The 16,205-nt window shown below is 54.1% G+C and carries 15 protein-coding genes; 4 read left to right on the top strand and 11 right to left on the bottom strand.

Annotation, left to right across the window (positions count from 1 at the left end; genetic code table 11):
* Window positions 1–69: 69 nt before the first annotated feature.
* The 6 genes from VFG09_04735 to VFG09_04760 form a co-directional block, all read right to left on the bottom strand.
* Window positions 70–1,050, bottom strand: a complete 981-nt coding sequence (locus VFG09_04735) for a methylenetetrahydrofolate reductase (GenBank protein ID HET6514444.1) — start codon at window positions 1,048–1,050, stop codon at window positions 70–72.
* Entirely contained in the window at window positions 1,047–1,760 is a 714-nt protein-coding gene (locus VFG09_04740) for a methylenetetrahydrofolate reductase C-terminal domain-containing protein (protein HET6514445.1), read from the bottom strand. The genes VFG09_04735 and VFG09_04740 overlap by 4 nt, the downstream gene beginning before the upstream one ends.
* Before the next feature lie 7 nt (window positions 1,761–1,767).
* On the bottom strand, window positions 1,768–2,205 hold the full coding sequence (locus VFG09_04745; GenBank protein ID HET6514446.1) for a hydrogenase iron-sulfur subunit: 438 nt from the start codon (window positions 2,203–2,205) through the stop codon (window positions 1,768–1,770).
* Between the two features lie 187 nt (window positions 2,206–2,392).
* Window positions 2,393–5,440: an FAD-dependent oxidoreductase gene (locus tag VFG09_04750; protein ID HET6514447.1), complete on the bottom strand. Its 3,048-nt coding sequence runs from the start codon at window positions 5,438–5,440 to the stop codon at window positions 2,393–2,395.
* Window positions 5,437–6,312 carry a CoB--CoM heterodisulfide reductase iron-sulfur subunit B family protein gene (locus VFG09_04755; GenBank protein HET6514448.1) on the bottom strand — a complete coding sequence of 292 codons (876 nt, stop codon included), beginning with the start codon at window positions 6,310–6,312 and terminating at the stop codon, window positions 5,437–5,439. Before VFG09_04755 ends, VFG09_04750 begins: the two co-directional genes overlap by 4 nt.
* A 48-nt stretch (window positions 6,313–6,360) precedes the next feature.
* Entirely contained in the window at window positions 6,361–6,912 is a 552-nt protein-coding gene (locus tag VFG09_04760) for a 4Fe-4S dicluster domain-containing protein (protein ID HET6514449.1), read from the bottom strand.
* A 472-nt stretch (window positions 6,913–7,384) separates the two neighbouring features.
* Here VFG09_04760 and VFG09_04765 point away from each other — a divergent pair, with 472 nt between their 5' ends.
* From VFG09_04765 to dapA, 4 genes are all read left to right on the top strand, one after another.
* Window positions 7,385–7,930 carry a thermonuclease family protein gene (locus tag VFG09_04765; protein HET6514450.1) on the top strand — a complete coding sequence of 182 codons (546 nt, stop codon included), beginning with the start codon at window positions 7,385–7,387 and terminating at the stop codon, window positions 7,928–7,930.
* A 186-nt stretch (window positions 7,931–8,116) separates the two neighbouring features.
* The gene (lysA, locus tag VFG09_04770) at window positions 8,117–9,379 is read left to right on the top strand and encodes a diaminopimelate decarboxylase (GenBank protein ID HET6514451.1); all 1,263 of its coding nucleotides are present in this window, start codon (window positions 8,117–8,119) and stop codon (window positions 9,377–9,379) included.
* Complete coding sequence (gene dapF / locus VFG09_04775; GenBank protein HET6514452.1) at window positions 9,376–10,248, top strand: diaminopimelate epimerase; 873 nt, start codon at window positions 9,376–9,378, stop codon at window positions 10,246–10,248. Before lysA ends, dapF begins: the two co-directional genes overlap by 4 nt.
* 33 nt (window positions 10,249–10,281) lie before the next feature.
* Window positions 10,282–11,154 carry a 4-hydroxy-tetrahydrodipicolinate synthase gene (gene dapA, locus VFG09_04780; GenBank protein HET6514453.1) on the top strand — a complete coding sequence of 291 codons (873 nt, stop codon included), beginning with the start codon at window positions 10,282–10,284 and terminating at the stop codon, window positions 11,152–11,154.
* 248 nt (window positions 11,155–11,402) lie between these two features.
* On the opposite strand, the gene VFG09_04785 is transcribed toward dapA, so the two are convergent.
* From VFG09_04785 to VFG09_04805, 5 genes are all read right to left on the bottom strand, one after another.
* Window positions 11,403–12,404, bottom strand: coding sequence for an MlaD family protein (locus tag VFG09_04785; protein HET6514454.1), 1,002 nt, complete (start codon window positions 12,402–12,404; stop codon window positions 11,403–11,405).
* A complete protein-coding gene (locus VFG09_04790) occupies window positions 12,401–13,180 on the bottom strand; it encodes an ATP-binding cassette domain-containing protein (protein HET6514455.1) in 780 nt (259 codons plus the stop codon). The genes VFG09_04785 and VFG09_04790 overlap by 4 nt, the downstream gene beginning before the upstream one ends.
* A gap of 18 nt (window positions 13,181–13,198) precedes the next feature.
* The gene (locus tag VFG09_04795) at window positions 13,199–14,329 is read right to left on the bottom strand and encodes an ABC transporter permease (GenBank protein ID HET6514456.1); all 1,131 of its coding nucleotides are present in this window, start codon (window positions 14,327–14,329) and stop codon (window positions 13,199–13,201) included.
* 130 nt (window positions 14,330–14,459) lie between these two features.
* Window positions 14,460–15,785 carry a hypothetical protein gene (locus VFG09_04800; GenBank protein ID HET6514457.1) on the bottom strand — a complete coding sequence of 442 codons (1,326 nt, stop codon included), beginning with the start codon at window positions 15,783–15,785 and terminating at the stop codon, window positions 14,460–14,462.
* 141 nt (window positions 15,786–15,926) lie between these two features.
* Window positions 15,927–16,205 (bottom strand): ABC transporter permease (locus tag VFG09_04805; GenBank protein ID HET6514458.1); only part of this gene is annotated, 279 nt, incomplete at its 5' end.

The raw sequence follows: 16,205 nt of genomic DNA on the forward strand, positions 1-16,205 counted from the left end.
AGGACGCTCAAAAAGGGACGCAGGTGTCTGCGTCCCATAGAAAGGAGAAACTCTATGTTTGGACCGCTTCTATGCCTGGGGAAAAATGGGACGAGGGTACAAGCCTGCAGCCTTCACGATCTTTTCGATGGCCTCTTCCCATTCAATGGCCTGGATGTGGACTCCCTTGACCCCGGGTATTTCAAGGGCATGATGAATGAGCTCAACAGTGATCCTGATCCCCTCCTCCTCCTGCAGCTCTTTGGCTTTCTTCTTATCGTCACCTGCAGCGCTTTTTGCCTTGTTCATCCGGTCAATCAGGGCCTTCGGCACAGTCACACCCGCTACTGAAGAGTCCATGTATTTCAGCATCATTGCGCTCTTGGGAACGATAATGCCTGCCAGAAGGGCGGTCTTTTCAAGGATACCGAGGTTCCTCGCCTTTTCCATCTGTGATTTAAAGAGTTCCATGTCGTAGATGCCCTGGGTCTGGATAAAGTCCGCGCCGGCATCGACCTTTTTCTTCAGGTTGTATGGTCGGAAGTCCATAGGATCACCCATGGGTGTCCAGCTCGCGCCGATAAAGAACTGCGGCGGCACTTCGATCTTGTCGCCTCCCTGCTGCAGTCCCTCATCTCTCATCTTCTTGAGGATGCCTACAAGTTGTGTGGTATCAACGTCGTAGACGTTCTTCGCACCGGGATGGCCCTTCAGTTTCCCGGCAGCGCCGAACTTCTGGTGGTCACCGGCTATACAGAGGCAGTTCTTGAGGCCGAGGGCAGCAGCGCCCAAAAGATCGGCCTGCATGGCGATGCGGTTCCTGTCACGGCAGGTCATCTGCATGACCGGCTCAAGGCCTTCGCGAAAAGCTATGAAGGCTGCGGCAATGCTCGATATACGCACAATCGCAGTCTGGCAGTCCGTGATGTTTGCCGCATCGCAAAAGCCCTTCAGCCTGTGGGCCTTATGGACCACCTCGTCCGGGGAAGCGCTCATGGGAGGACCGAGTTCGGCTGTTACGGCGGGCTGTCCGCTCAGGATCACGCGTTCAAGATTGCTTCCGGATTTCATTTCTTGACCTCCCCCTTGGCTTTCTCCTCCTCCTTCTCTTCAAGTTCGGCGATATGCTCCAAAACAACTCTGCGGGGACCGCCGTGAGTGCCCGTTGACCAGTCCTTTGGAGGCTGTATCTCGAGGAGTTTTTCAAGTCTTCCCAATTTCTTCATCCTTTCGACGATCAGGTACCACGCGCAGTCCACCTGATCGCTGACCTCGCACTTCCCCTTGTTGGTGCCGCCGCAGGGGCCGTTCAAGAGCGACTTGGAGCAGCGGACGACCGGGCATATGCCGCCTGTAAGATGGAGAATGCAGTTTCCGCAGCCTCCGCAGAGTTCCGTAAAGACGCCGACCTGGGGAACGCCGCCGTAGAAAGAGGTGTTAATCCCCGGGTAGACCGGTATCTCGCCGATCCTCTCGGTCAGGAAGTTGACCCCCACGCCGCAGGCCGTCGAAAGCACGAGGTCATAGGTCTTCACGTCTTCCATCACCGGATCGAAAAACTCAGGCTCGCAGTGGCGCTCAACAGCGGCGTGCTTCACCTCCATGTCCCTTCCCTCTTCGATAACCTTCATCCTGATCATCGAGGCGATGATCTCCGCCTCTTTGCCGCCGCCCGCATGACAGATGGCAACGCAGGTATTGCATCCGAAAACAAGGACCTTCTTGAAGTCCTTGACCATTTCCCAAATTTCCTCAATCGGTTTCTGTGTCCCAACAATCATCGGTCTATCACTCCTTTATCTTACGCTTGGCGAGGGCAAGCCCTATGGGCGAAGGCCCGAGCCTGCGGATCTTTTCAGTGAACTGTGTGCAGATCTCTGCCCACCTCGGCCCCATGGCAGCAGACAGGTTGTACATCTCGAGACGGGCCGGATCGATGTTCAGCTTTGCGAGCAGATTCTTCACGTACGCTATGCGCCGGGCTGCGAATGTATTACCCTCCAGGTAATGACACTGGCCCTTCAGTCAGCCTGCAACGAAGACGCCGTCCACGCCCCGCTCAAAGGCCCTGAGAATATGGATGTGGTCCAGTTTTCCCGTACACGGGAGCCTTATGATCTTCACGTTGGGTGGATAAGAGAGCCTCATCACCCCGGCCAGATCAGCCGCAGCAAAGGCGCAGTAGTGGCATGCGAAGGCCAGTATGTTCGGCTCCCAGCCCGGCAGGCCTTCATGAGGCTTTTCAATGGTGAATATGTCCTGCTCAACTGCTGGTTCTGCAACTGTTGTCATTCTTCAATCCTCCAACGGCTCATATCTGCTTACTCGATCAATAGCAAAGTCACATGAGGATTCCCGATGAGTTCGCTTGCGGGAATGACGAGTGAGGCCCTGCTTGTAACCTCCTCGCTTCCTACGCGCCGATGACCCCGGCTTCAGACTCCACCGCCGCATCGATCATCGCAACAATCTGGTCATCACGGAAATTGTTCACCTGAAATGCCTTGGCAGGGCAGATGCCTGCACAGATGCCGCAACCCATGCATTTCACCTCGTTATGGGAGATCTTCCCGTCCTCGGCGATGTAGGGAGAGCCGAAGGGGCAGACCCTTAGGCAGCTCAGGCACGACATGCAGAGGTCGCGTTTGTGCTTTGCGATGATTCCCGAGACCGCGAGGCTCTCATGGGAGAGGATGACCCCTGCCCTTCCCGCCGCAGCCAGCGCCTGGCTGATGGTCTCATCGAGGTTCTTCGGGGCATGGCCGAGTCCCGCAACAAAGAGCCCCTCACTCGGGAAATCCACAGGACGGAGCTTTACATGGGCCTCGAGGAAGTACCCGTCTGGGTTCCTTGTGACTTTGTACATCTCTCCAACCCTGTCCGTTGTCGGATGCGGTCTGAGGCCCGTCGAAAGGACGAGCCAGTCGGCATCCACAACGAGTTCCCTGTTCAGCATATAATCCCAGGTCTTGATCTTTACCTTATTATTGCCTGCTGCCCCGACAGAGGGTTTCCTGTCCACGTCATATCTGACAAAGAGGACACCGAGATCACGGGCCTTAGCATAATAGTCTTCGCGGAGTCCATAGTTGCGCATGTCCCGATAAATGATAACGACCTGGGCCTTCGGGTTCCGCTCTTTTATAGCTATGGCGTTCTTCACAGCGTCCTGGCAGCATACGCGGGAGCAATACTGGTTAGGCTCCTCCCGCGATCCGACGCACTGGATCATCACGAATCTCTCGCTGTTCTTCGGTGTTTCGCCCTCGGCAAGCCTCTTTTCGAGCCTGCGCTGCGTGATGACTCTATCATTCTGTCCGTAAAGGTATTCCGTAGGCTCATACTCCACCCCGCCCGTGGCAAGGATGACCGCGCCGTGGTCAATGGTCGTACCGTCGGTGAGCGCTGTCTTGAAGTTTCCCACAAAACCTTCGGTCTTCTTCACCTCAACCCCGGTATAGACATTTATCCGTGGATGGGTCACGACCTCCCCGATCTTTGTCTTAAGAAACTGCTGTACGTCGTCTCCTTCGAGGGTACGGTAGACGTTCTTTAAGAGACCGCCGAGCAAAGTTTCGCGCTCGACAATGCTGACCTGAAAGCCCTGGTCAGCAAGGGCGAGGGCTGCAATCATCCCGGCAATCCCCCCTCCGATCACCAGGCATGCCGGCGTGACTCCTACGGTGTCGGTCTTGAGCGGCTCCTGGAGCCTTGACTTCGCAACGGACATCTTCACGATCTGGATCGCCTTCTTTGTGGCCACCTCGTTCTGACCTTTGTGGCACCAGGAACACTGCTCTCTGATGTCGGCGAGATCGAAGAGGTACTTGTTGAGACCCGCCTCGCGGATCGTCTCCTGGAAGAGTTTCTCATGGGTCCTTGGTGTGCACGAAGCGATAACGACGCGGTTTAGGTTCTGCTCCTTAATGGTCTGCTTGATCATCTCCTGGTTGTCCTGTGCGCAGGCATAGATCGTATTCGTAACATAGGTGACGCCGGGAAGGTCTTTTGCGGCACTCACCACCTGGTCGATCTCGACGGTTGAGGAGATGTTCGTCCCGCAGTGGCAGACAAAGACGCCTATCCTCGGCTCCTCACCCTTCACGTCCTTTTCCGGAGGCAACTCCTTTGTCACTGTCTCGGTACCGCGGGCCTCCGCAAGGAGCGCCATGGTCCTTCCCGCGACTGCGCTCCCCTGCATCACGGTCTCGGGGATGTCCTTCGGACCCTGGTAGATGCCGGTCACGTAGATCCCTCCACGGGTTGTCTCGATGGGCTTCAGGGGAGAGGTCTTCGCAAAGCGATAGGGGTTCATCTCGATGCCGAATTTCTCGGCAAACTCAGATGCGTCCTTGTGGGGCTGGATCCCGATGGAGAGGACCACCATGTCAAAGGTCTCATCGATGAGCCTGCCGTCTTCAGTCGCATAGCGGAGGATGAGATCATAGCTGGCGGGATCCTCCCTCACCGCTGAGATCATGGCCCGCTGGTAGCGGACACTGTATTCATTCTTCGCCCGTTCGACGTACTTGTCGAAGTCCTTTCCAAAGGCCCTCATCTCCATATAGAAGATCGTCGGCTCTATATGGGCGTCGTGTTCCTTGGCGATGATCGACTGCTTTGTCGCATACATACAGCAGACCGACGAGCACCAGGGATTCGCGTTACGACGGTCCCTTGAGCCGACGCACTGGATCCAGGCAACCTTCCTCGGATGTCTTCCATCAGAAGGCCGCTTCACCTCTCCCTTGTAAGGACCTGAAGCAGAGAGAATGCGCTCGAACTGTATGGAGGTCACGACGTTCTTCCATCTGCCGAGACCGAATTCTCCCCTCACCGTTGCGTCATAACGGTCGAGGCCGGGACTCAGGATGATCGATCCGATATTGAGCTCTATTTCCCTTCCCTTGTCTTCATAATTGATTGCCCCTGCCTTGCACGCCTTTTCGCAGGCGCGGCATTTCCCGGTGGTGAGGTAGATGCACTTTGAGGCATCGATGGCCCGCGTGTTCGGTACGGCCTGGGGGAACAGGGAATAAATCGCCTTGCGGACACCCAGTCCCTGATCGAACTCACTCGACACCTTCTTCGGACACTTCACCTCGCAGTCGCCGCACCCCGTGCACTTGCCGGAGTCAACATACCGGGGCGCGAGCCTCACCTTGACCCTAAAGTCGCCCTCTGCGCCCTCCACCGAAACGACTTCAGCCAGGGTGTGGATATCGATATTCAGGTGGCGGCCTGCCTCGACCATCTTCGGAGAAATCATGCACATCGAGCAGTCACCCGTCGGAAAGGTCTTATCCAGCATGACCATGGTACCTCCGATGGAGGGGTCCCTCTGGACCATGTGAACTCTGAATCCGCTGTCGGCAAGGTCGAGAGCCGCCTGCATCCCGCCGATGCCGCCGCCGACGATGAGCACCGACCCGATCTTCTTTGATGAACCGTTGTTGCTCATATCAGTTTCAACTCCTTGAGAAGTTCCATTGCGTCAGTAAAATGCCTGTCCACGTGCATCTCATGGGGACTGATTCCCATGGAGATACCGATGAGCTCGGTGATGAAGTAAACAGGGAGTCTCTCCTTTATCCCGTATTTTTCTGCGATCCTTTCCTGATAGGCGTCCATATTGAACTGGCACATAGGGCAGGTCGTGACAAGACAGTTTGCGCCTCTGGCGATGGCGTCCCTTAATATCCTTGACATGAGGAGGAGCGACTGGTCCATATCCACCACCGATGCCGTTGCACCGCAGCAATCCGTTTTATAGCTCCAGTCAAGGGGCTGGGTCCCGAGTGCCTTGCAGACGGTCTCCATCCCCTGGGGGTTTTCGACATTGTCCGGCACGTCCACATCACAGGGGAAACGGGTGAGAAGGCATCCGTAATAGCAGGCGGGCTTCAGCCCCTCCAGTTTCTTCGTCGCCTTTTCCGCGATCTCGCCTGACCAAACCTTAGGTGCGAGTACTTCGAGGATGCTAGAAATCTTCACTCCTTTCCCGACCTTCTTTTCGAGCTCGTCATTAATCGATTCCTTAAGCTCTGCGTCGCAGGAGAGGCGCTTCTGGGAGACGCGCATCCTGCTGTAACAGGATGAACAGGGGATGAAGATCTCGGGAAGACCGCTTGCGTCGGCAATGCCAAGATTCCTGGCAGGCAGTGCCACGGCCAGGAAATCATCCGTCTTGCTCGCCGAGGTTGCGCCGCAACAGTTCCAGTCCTCAAGTTCCTTCAGTTCGATTCCCAACTGCCCGAGGACCTTCTTGCACTGGACGTCATAGAGCTCTGAAGAAGCGTGAAGGGAGCATCCGGGATAATATGCTATTTCCATAGTCTACCTCTGCAATCCGTCACTCGGTCATCTTCCTTCTCAGCCGGCTCAGCCCTTCTTCTCGTCTTTAGCCTTTTTATAGAGGCGCTTCACCTCAGGAAGTCCTTTCACCTTCTCGAAGGAAAGGTGCATCCTTTTCTTCTTCATCATGTCAGCGCCGAGCCTGGCCTGGTTCTTCATCTCCTCAACAATCGCCTTCAATCCTCCCCGCTTTACCTCAGCGATTGCGGTCTTTGCCTCGTACATACCCATGCACTCGAGTTCGTTGAAACGGCCGAAGTGGGACGTCGAGACCATAAAGGCGTTGTGGAACTCGGCGATCTTCGGTCTGAGCGGTGTGAGGTGGGCTTCCTTTGCCATCTGCTTGAGGACTTCGTTGATCCTCGCCGTCTGGATATTATTCGGGCAGCGCGTACCGCAAGTATAACAGGCTAGGCACTTCCATACAAGGAGGTTATTGAGGGCTTCCTCTTTTTCCCCGAGGAGGATCATGCGTATGAGGCGATCAGGCGTGACGCCGGTTTCGTCGCCCACCGGACAACCGGCAGCGCAGCGACGGCATTGGTAACAGGCCAGGACGTTTTGACCCGACCGCTCCATGACCTCTTGGACAAGGGACTGAGAAACTTCAGGTTCAAACGTACAGACGGGTGACGACATGTTCTCCAACTCCTTCCATTCTTTCCCGACTCTTCCTTCGTAATGAGGAACTTCCAAAGAAGTCTAGAAGATCTTTTTTATTATAACCAATCGGTCATTGAAAATCCAACGGCAGTGATCTCCCATTCACGCATCCAACGAGAGGCAACCGGTGAAGGGCATCTCTCTGTTTGGTGGTAAGTCATGGGATCTGCTCTTTTCAGGTCCCATCGGCTATAATGGGAATGTCGAAACCATGACGGAGACCGTATATATTAACAGACTCATAATAGTATGAACTCTCTTTGTAAAATTCCTCCTAACCTCCCTTTTCCAAGGGGAGGGAAATCCCCTCTTCGGCAAAGAGGGGCGAGGGGAGATTTTCTGATTATGTCTATTCTATTTTGAAACTCTTTATATATATAATTATTTCATGAGACTTCGGGGTCCATCGCTCTTTACCATCATCTTCATCCTTGCAGGGCTCTGCATCGGTGATAGTTCGCGCGCAAGCAGGGACCATGGGAGCAATACGGCGTTTCAGGATGGGGTAGCCGCCCAGGTCATGAAGATCCATGACGGAGATACGCTCAGTGTCAGGATTGGCGGCAAGACCGAGAAGATCAGATTGATAGGAATCGATGCTCCTGAGGTCGGCCAGAGACCTTGGGGAGAAAAGGCGAAGAGGCACCTCGCCGATCTCATAGGCGCCTCTGACATAACCATTGTGACCGATGTCAGAAAGAGAGACAGATATGGCCGTCTCCTTGCATATGTCTGGTCAACTGCAGGAAGATTGGTGAATCTTGAGATGGTAAGGGACGGCTATGCTGTCATCTATACTGTTCCACCGAATGTCAGGCATGTTGACCAGCTGAGGGCCGCGCAGAGGGAGGCAAGAGAGAAGAAGAGGGGCATATGGGCAGCAGGAGGACTCCTGGAGTCGCCCCGGGATTACAGGGCGGGACATCCCAGATGATTATGAAACCTGCTCTCAGGACCCGATTCCTCAGCGATAGAGACAATGATCCAGTTTGCCGCAAGGAAGCTGGGGATGCAGGAGAGCAGTCGCCTTAAGGATTTCCTCCCTGTTGCCGCCGATAATCATTTATTCTATAATATTTCATTCTTCTTGATGCCACAATGACACCTATGGAGAGCATCCATGCACCTTTTTAGATACCGGAACGGAGAACTCTATGCCGAAGAAGTGGCGGTGAGGGAGCTTGCCGAAACGTATGGCACCCCTCTTTACGTCTATAGTTACAATACCCTTATAAGACATTTTCAGGCCTATCGTGATGCCTTTGATCATCTGCCCAATCTCATCTGCTTTGCGCTCAAGGCAAATTCGAATTCCGCGATACTCCGTACCATCGCCCGGCTGGGAGGTGGCGCGGACGTTGTATCAGGTGGAGAGTTATTCAGGGCCCTCAAGGCAGGGATACCGCCGAAGAAGATTGTCTATGCCGGCGTAGGCAAGAGAGAAGACGAGATACGGTATGCCCTCAAGTCCGGAATCTTGATGTTTAATGTGGAGTCCGGCAACGAACTCGCCGAGATCGACAGGATTGCGGGGATTATGAGGCTCAAGGCGCCTATCGCCCTCAGGGTCAATCCCGACATCGATCCTCAGACTCATCCCTATATATCCACGGGTCTCAAGAAACATAAATTCGGGATACCGCTTGAAGAAGCTCTTGAATACTATAAGCTTGCCGACAGCCTCAAGAATATTGACGTTGTCGGCATCCATAAACATATCGGGTCACAGATTACCAAGGTCTCTCCCTTTGTTGAGGCCCTGAAGAAGACCCTCCTCCTCGTTGATGAACTGCAGGAACATGGCATCCGGATATCCTCCGTTGACATCGGCGGAGGACTCGGTATCACATACAAGGATGAAGCCCCGCCGGTCCCCAGGGACCTCGCGAAGAGTCTTGTCCCCCTGCTCAAGGGCAGGAAACTCACGGTCATCGTGGAACCCGGCAGGTCGATCGTCGGCAATACAGGGATCCTTGTCTCCAAAGTGCTCTATCTGAAAGAGCGGCCTGATAAGACCTTTGTTATTGTCGATGCCGGGATGAACGATCTCATGAGACCTTCCCTCTATGACGCCTATCACCATATAGAGCCCGTTGTGAGGAAGAGGAGGAAGACCTTTTTCGCCGATGTCGTGGGGCCGATCTGCGAATCCGGCGATTTCCTCGCAAAGGAGCGGGAGATGCCCGAAATGAAACAGGGAGAATACCTTGCGGTGATGTCGGCCGGGGCCTATGGATTTTCGATGAGCTCACAGTATAACAGCAGGCCCCGTGCAGCAGAGGTGATGGTCAATGGCAAGGGACACTCCGTAATCCGCAGGCGAGAAACGCACGAGGACCTTATAAAGGGTGAGGTCGTCCCTGCCTTTTTGGAAGAACGATGAAACTGCCCTTCACAAAGATGGAGGGGCTGGGAAATGACTTCATCCTTGTCGATTGCAGGGAGTTCAATCCTCCGGATATCTCTGCCCTTGCACAGAAGCTCTGCCACAGAAGGTTCGGCATTGGTGCAGATCAACTCCTCCTCCTCTACCCGTCAGAGCGGGCCGATTTCAGGATGGTCATTGTCAACGCCGACGGCAGCGAGGTCGAGATGTGCGGCAACGGGATCAGATGCTTTGCGAAATACGTCTGGGACAAAGGACTGTCTGACAAGAGGGCGATCAGGGTCGAGACACTTGCGGGCATCATCATTCCCGAACAGAGGGATAGTCTCATAAGAGTCGATATGGGTGAACCCGTGCTCGAACCCTCAAAGGTACCGGTGGAGATACCCGATTATCAGCCTGAAACCCTTCATTCGGGAGAGAGACCGATGATCATCGATTACCCTCTCTTCATCGATGACGCCCTTTTCAAGATCACCTGCGTTTCGATGGGCAACCCCCATGCCGTTATAGTCGTGGACAATGTGACCACCTTTCCTGTGGCATACTACGGTCCGATGATAGAAAATCATCACTTCTTTCCGAAGAGGACCAATGTGGAGTTTATCGAAATCATGAGTCCCTCTGAGATAAAGATGCGTGTTTGGGAGAGGGGAGCCGGCGAAACGATGGCCTGCGGCACCGGAGCGTCTGCCGTTGTTGTAGCAGCCAGCCTCAAGGGTCTCACTGCCAGAAGTGTCACCGTTCACCTCATGGGAGGGGACCTGTTCATTGAGTGGTCTGCTGACAATCGCGTCTCCATGTCAGGACCTGCTGTGGAGGTCTTCACGGGGGTCTTCAACTTTGAGACGAGGACTGAATCTTGATACCGTCACCACAAGTCGAGTGAGGAGGAGCATATGTTCAAAGGATCTATCGTAGCAATCGTCACACCGTTCAGGAACGGAAAGATCGATGAGAGGGCCCTGGGAGAACTTATCGATTGGCATATCTCGAGCGGTACGAACGCCATCGTTCCCTGCGGCACAACCGGTGAATCTGCGACCCTTGATTACGAAGAGCATTACCGGGTCATCGAAATGACGGTCAACGCCGTGAACAGGCGCGTGCCTGTCATAGCCGGTACCGGTGCGAATGGCACTGACGAAACAATCATGATTACGAGAAAGGCGAAGGAACTTGGCGCCGATGCCGCCCTCCTTGTCTCTCCCTATTACAACAAACCCACGCAGGAGGGACTTTACCGTCATTACAAGGCCGTTGCTCAGGCGGTCGATATCCCGATCGTGCTTTACAATGTGCCGGGAAGAACGGCAGTGAACATACTGCCGCCTACGGTAGCCCGTCTCAGAGAGATACCGAATATCGTCGCCATAAAAGAGGCCACCGGCGATATGAAGCAGGTCAGCGAGGTCATAAGACTCTGCGGTGAGAGCATGACCGTCCTGTCGGGAGATGACTTCACCACCCTGCCGCTCATGGCGCTCGGCGGCAAAGGGGTCATCTCCGTCTCTGCAAACGTCGCACCCCGTGAGGTCTCAGAGATGTGCAGGCTCTGGGCAGGAGGTAGACACGAAGAAGCAAGGGCATTGCATTACCGTCTTGAGCCGGTCAATGGCGCAATGTTCATCGAAACCAATCCTATCCCTGCAAAGACAGCCCTGGCGATGATGGGAAAGATACAGGAAGAGTTTCGCCTTCCCCTCTGCGAGATGTCCGACGCCAACAAGGAAAAGCTCAGGAAGACGCTGAAAGATTTCGGACTCCTCTGAGAAAGCATTCTTTACCTGTCCTGTCGAAGATGAACTTTTTTTCATTGTAGTTGCGTAATTTAGATACGCCTTGACTCTCGGCGCCCTGCCGATATACAATATTATCGTTGACTGAAATACATCCTGTGCAGGGAGAAACCCTCCCACCTGCACAGTTTCGCGGGAACACACCTTCCCCGCATTCCCGCGATTTCCGGGCCCTCTACCCCCATAGGGGGCCCTTCATTTATTCTCTCATAGTTTTCATTTCATTCCCCTTTAGCGGGGCTCTTCCCTCGAAGCAATGCCTCGGGGTGGCGTTCAAGGTAATCGGCCAGAACACGGATGGAGCGGGAGAGCTCGGCGATCTGCTCAAGTGTCCTGTTTATCTCGTATCCGACGTTTGCATTCTGCAGGGCGACTGCGTTGACATTTTTGACCGCTGTGTGTGTTTGTTTCAGAGTATCTTGGGCTGCAGAGAGGGTCTCTTTGATGCTCGATGCGACCTGCCCGGGTACACCTTCATCGAATCTGAGTGTTTTTTCGGCCTGTGCAAAGGCTGTACGGGAGGCATCCGCTGTCCCCTTGATTTGCGAAACGAGAGGCCCGATCTCGGTATTGAGAGTTTTCACGAGCACATCTGCGTCTTTGAGCAACTGATTCAGCGAGCCGATGCTTGCCTGAAGGTCGCGGGAATTGACGAGCCCGGTTATTCCTGCAAGGGTTTCATTTAATCTGTCGGCGATCTCCCTGAGCGGCAACTCCTCCAATCTTTTTGTCAGTTGCTCCAGACCCGAAGGGATTGTCGGGATCTCAGGATACCGCTTTTCGAGGCCCACAAGCCTGATCGGCGTATTCGGGTAGAAATCGAGATTGACCACGAGCTGGCCGGTGACAAAGCTCTGCAACTGAAGCTGAGCTCTCAGTCCTTTCTCTATCAGCGCCTGAAGAAACCGTTGGTCATAGCCATGATCGTCCCCTAGCGGCACGATTTTTTGCGGATAGACTTCTATGTAAACCGGGACGAAAGCGGTGAGGTCTCTTGCATTGAGTTCCACGACGATATCGGTCACGTGCCCTATCTGTGCGCCATGAAACACAACCGGCCCCCCCACCGTGAGCCCTTTCACCGAACCCTCAAAGAACATCACACTCCTATCGGCCTTTGTGAAGAATTTGCCTGAACCGAAAATGAGTATGCCTGCAACGAAGAGGGAAATAGCGGCAAGAACGAAGAGCCCGATGAGACTCTTGCTTGCCTTCTTGCTCATTTGCGCCCTCCTTCACGGATATTTTCCCCACCGCTTGTCAAAAAATTCCTGACCCTTGGATCTCTGGAGGTTGCAAGAAGTTCCTTAGGGTTCCCGCCTGCGATCATGGTCTTCGTCTCTGCGTCAAGGAATACCGAATTATTGCCAACAGAAAAAATGCTTTGAAGGTCATGGGTTACAATCACTACGGTGGCACCGAGGCTGTTCCTCAGTTCCAAAATAAGCCTGTCGAGCAATCGGGCGCTGACAGGGTCAAGTCCGGCAGAGGGCTCATCAAAGAAGAGGATTTCAGGGTCCAATGCCATCGCGCGGGCCAGTCCGGCGCGCTTTTGCATTCCTCCACTAAGTTCGGAAGGATAATATTCCTCAAAACCCGCAAGACCGACCAGGGAGAGTTTGAACGAAACGATCTCGGCGATTCTGGCAGGGCTAAGGTCGGTGCACTCCTGAAGGGGTAGAGCCACATTTTCGGCCAGGGTCATGGAAGTCCATAGTGCTCCGCTCTGATAGAGCACCCCGAAGTTTTCAAAGAGCCGACGGCGCTCTTGCTCTTCTGCATTCCAGAAGCTTATCCCTTCGTACAGCACCTGTCCTTTCACCGGCTCCAAGAGTCCAACCAAGCCGCGCATAAGGGTACTCTTTCCACAGCCGCTTCCGCCCATGATGATAAAGATGTCCCCCTTGGTCACCGTGAAGGTAAGGTCTTGCTGGATCACTACATCCCCGTAGGCCAATGTGAGGTCCTGTACCACAATCTGGGGCTCCCGTTTCTCCATATTTTCTGTTCCAGGTGATTAAATGTCAAGTGTGTTACATATGACCGTGATCACCGCCATCGCCACGACGATGCTGACGATACCGGTTACCACTGAAGAGGTTGTCGCGTCACCCACGTCAGCGGCGCTCCTGCCGCACTGCATGCCCCTCATACACCCGGAAAGTGCAACAAGGACGCCGAAGACAGCGGCGCTGAAGAGTCCCACCCAGAAGTCGTTCAGGTGCACGGATGTGCGAGTCTTCGTGTAGTATTCCAAGAAATTCAGGTCCAGCATCGAGACACCAATGATCAGGCCGCCGAGTATGCCCATGAAGTCTGCAAAAAGGCTCAGGAGAGGCATCATAAGGAAAAGGGCGAGCATCCTGGGCAGAACGAGGAACTCCATGGGCGATATGCCAAGGGTCTTCAAGGCGTCTATCTCCTCGTTCACCTGCATCGTGCCGAGCTGAGCGGCGAATGATGCCCCCGTACGGCCGGCCATGATGATAGCCGTCATGACAGGGGCGAGGAAGCGGACCATGCCGATGCCTACAATGCTTGCGACATAGATCTGAGCACCGAAGATCTTAAGCTCGATTGCGCCGATAAACGCCAGGATAAGCCCAACCAGGATACTGATAAGGGAAACTATCGGAAGGGCCTGAGCGCCGCATTGCTGGATAATGAGAAGCAGGTCGGACCGTCGAAATCGAGCTTTCCCGGTAACGAGACGCAGAAAAGCAATAAAGGCATTCCCGACAAAGTCTGTTACGTCGAGAAGTGACCGCCGGAATACCAGCGCTGGTTCTCCGAACCGCTCAAGGATAGGGATTCGCGCCGGTTCCTTTTCCTTCACCTTTCTCTCCGGCACTGCGGAAGCAAGGGCGAGGAGCCGTTGCACGCCCTCAGGAAGGCTGTTCTCTTCCACCGTTATATTCCTCCTTGAAGCCAAAGTACGAACCCTGATCACAAATGTCGGAAGCGTACTGTCCCAGTCCCTCAGGTTCTCCGCCATAAACAATATACGTTCTACCCGAGGCCCCATTTCGAGTTGCTTCTCTACCTCACGTGCAGCCGGGACTCTACTCTTCCTTTTCCAGCTTCCCGCAAGACTGATAAGGAGTGTATCTGAATCCTTCCTGCTGAAACGAAGAGATAACGGTTCCATCAACGAATCCTCTTCTTGTTTCTCGTGCCCTGCGAGGTGACACGTCCAAGACGAAAATGTCTATCACCGGCGAACCGCTTCATGCCATTGTTCACGGGGCTTTCGAAAACTGACTCTTGCGTACATACTATCACAAGAGTTCCGGACCCGCAACGGTTATGGGCAGGAAATCCCAGTATGTGACAGAGTCCTTCATCCACGTGACAAGGCTCGTATTGCCGTCCTGGGATATCACGATGGCGAGCACATCAGGAATCTCTTTGCAGAGGTGATAGGCCGCAAGATGGCGGGTACCGACACCTTCAGCCCGCTCATACACCCTCTGTTCTCCTTCTGCGTCCATGGCGCGTGCAATGAAGTCTTCTTTGCTGAAGGCGCCCTTTACCACTCCTCCAAAGCCGACGAGATCAAGACCCCTTGTCAAAATGACTGCTCCGTCAACCGTAGCCAAATTGGCGATGAAACGTGCGCATTCGAAGAGGGCCTCATCAAGTTCCAGGAGAGTTTTGTTCGTGGCGGCAACATATTCGCTCCATCCGACAACGTTGCCGGGTCCTCCCGATGACCCGTAGTGCTTTGCGAGTTCGTTCATTATGCCGATTGTCAGCCAGTGCAACCGTCGCACGGGCTTTTCGTCCCGGAACATATACTTTATGAAGACGTACGGATTGGGAGAAGTTATCCTCTGAATCAGGCCCGGAGGGAAAAAAATGATGGTCCCTCCATGCTTCATGTTTCTGATGCTGCTGATTATCCGCTTGACGACCTGCTCATAAAGTCTCGGAACGAAATCCTCCCTTACAGTCGCCCAGGCTTCGTCCGCGACCGGCCGGCTCTTGATATGCATCTCCACAATTTCTTTATTGAAACTCGCCGTCCGTTTTGCTAACCATCGTGAGTGCAGAACGTTCGTAGAAGGCATTATTATCCGTCCTGCGCTTAATTGCGCGAGTATGTGTGGCCCGCGGTAAGCCCTTATGCTCCCCGGTCCCGTAATATCAAGGACAAGAGAATCAGGCATCGGCATGACTACTTTGCTGCCACCCTGGAACGCCTGTATCCAGCGGGTTCCCGAGTTGATCAATCCCCATATCCGCAGACCTTCCTCAGGATCGTGACGGATGCCGATGAGCGAGCTTTCGAATTCAGAGGCGGGGCTCAGTTTCAGCAATTCGTATTCATGAAAAGCACGTGGCTCCTCAAAAACAATTCTGAGAAATCCGTAAGGAGGACCGAGTTCAGAAGGAAACTCTGAGGGATCACAGAGGGCTATCCTGAAGCGCTGAGACCTCAGTTCCTCGCTCATCATGCTCACCTGATAACAGGTTGATATGAGATACTCGAGAACCTCGCGATCAGGCAGCTTGCCGTATCCTTCAGAGGGTTCCCTCTCCGGAAAGGCGCCCCAGAGTCTCAGGATCTCTTCAGATAAGTGATGCGGATACGCATGTTTCATAAAGAATGACCTATTCGCCCGATTGAGGATCAGGGTAGCCGTTTGAGAAAAATCGTTTCAAGCACCCCTCGCCCCGCTTGTACCGGTCCACACTTAGCCTTGACGGCCTATCCCGGTTCTGTCGTCGATGATCACATGGGATCATGCCATCGTCCCGATGGTCTTGCGAAAACGCCCCAGTGCGATACTGAACAAGACCGTGCCGATCAGGGCAAGGGCCGCGAATTGTTTCCACACAACCTCCAGGCCTGCACCTCGGTATAAAATCGCCTGGGCCATCATGACGAAATGGGTGTCGGGCGCCGCCAGCATGAGATACTGCACCAGCGTGGGCATGCTCTCCCGCGGCGTTGTTGCTCCCGAGAGCATTTGAAAGCACAGCAGAACCAGCATCGCCAGCAGTCCGAACTGGGGCATCGA

Source organism: Thermodesulfovibrionales bacterium (genome assembly GCA_035686305.1).
Taxonomy (GTDB): Bacteria; Nitrospirota; Thermodesulfovibrionia; order Thermodesulfovibrionales; family UBA9159; genus DASRZP01.

What these genes read in the sequence shown, in the direction of transcription:
- VFG09_04750 (HET6514447.1), bottom strand. Translation starts at nt 5,440, where the DNA reads ATGAGCAACAACGGTTCATCAAAGAAGATCGGGTCGGTGCTCATCGTC.
- VFG09_04735 (HET6514444.1), bottom strand. Translation starts at nt 1,050, where the DNA reads ATGAAATCCGGAAGCAATCTTGAACGCGTGATCCTGAGCGGACAGCCC.
- VFG09_04755 (HET6514448.1), bottom strand. Translation starts at nt 6,312, where the DNA reads ATGGAAATAGCATATTATCCCGGATGCTCCCTTCACGCTTCTTCAGAG.
- VFG09_04800 (HET6514457.1), bottom strand. Translation starts at nt 15,785, where the DNA reads ATGAAACATGCGTATCCGCATCACTTATCTGAAGAGATCCTGAGACTC.
- VFG09_04795 (HET6514456.1), bottom strand. Translation starts at nt 14,329, where the DNA reads ATGGAACCGTTATCTCTTCGTTTCAGCAGGAAGGATTCAGATACACTC.
- dapF (HET6514452.1), top strand. Translation starts at nt 9,376, where the DNA reads ATGAAACTGCCCTTCACAAAGATGGAGGGGCTGGGAAATGACTTCATC.
- VFG09_04785 (HET6514454.1), bottom strand. Translation starts at nt 12,404, where the DNA reads ATGAGCAAGAAGGCAAGCAAGAGTCTCATCGGGCTCTTCGTTCTTGCC.
- dapA (HET6514453.1), top strand. Translation starts at nt 10,282, where the DNA reads ATGTTCAAAGGATCTATCGTAGCAATCGTCACACCGTTCAGGAACGGA.
- VFG09_04760 (HET6514449.1), bottom strand. Translation starts at nt 6,912, where the DNA reads ATGGAGCGGTCGGGTCAAAACGTCCTGGCCTGTTACCAATGCCGTCGC.
- lysA (HET6514451.1), top strand. Translation starts at nt 8,117, where the DNA reads ATGCACCTTTTTAGATACCGGAACGGAGAACTCTATGCCGAAGAAGTG.
- VFG09_04740 (HET6514445.1), bottom strand. Translation starts at nt 1,760, where the DNA reads ATGATTGTTGGGACACAGAAACCGATTGAGGAAATTTGGGAAATGGTC.
- VFG09_04765 (HET6514450.1), top strand. Translation starts at nt 7,385, where the DNA reads ATGAGACTTCGGGGTCCATCGCTCTTTACCATCATCTTCATCCTTGCA.
- VFG09_04790 (HET6514455.1), bottom strand. Translation starts at nt 13,180, where the DNA reads ATGGAGAAACGGGAGCCCCAGATTGTGGTACAGGACCTCACATTGGCC.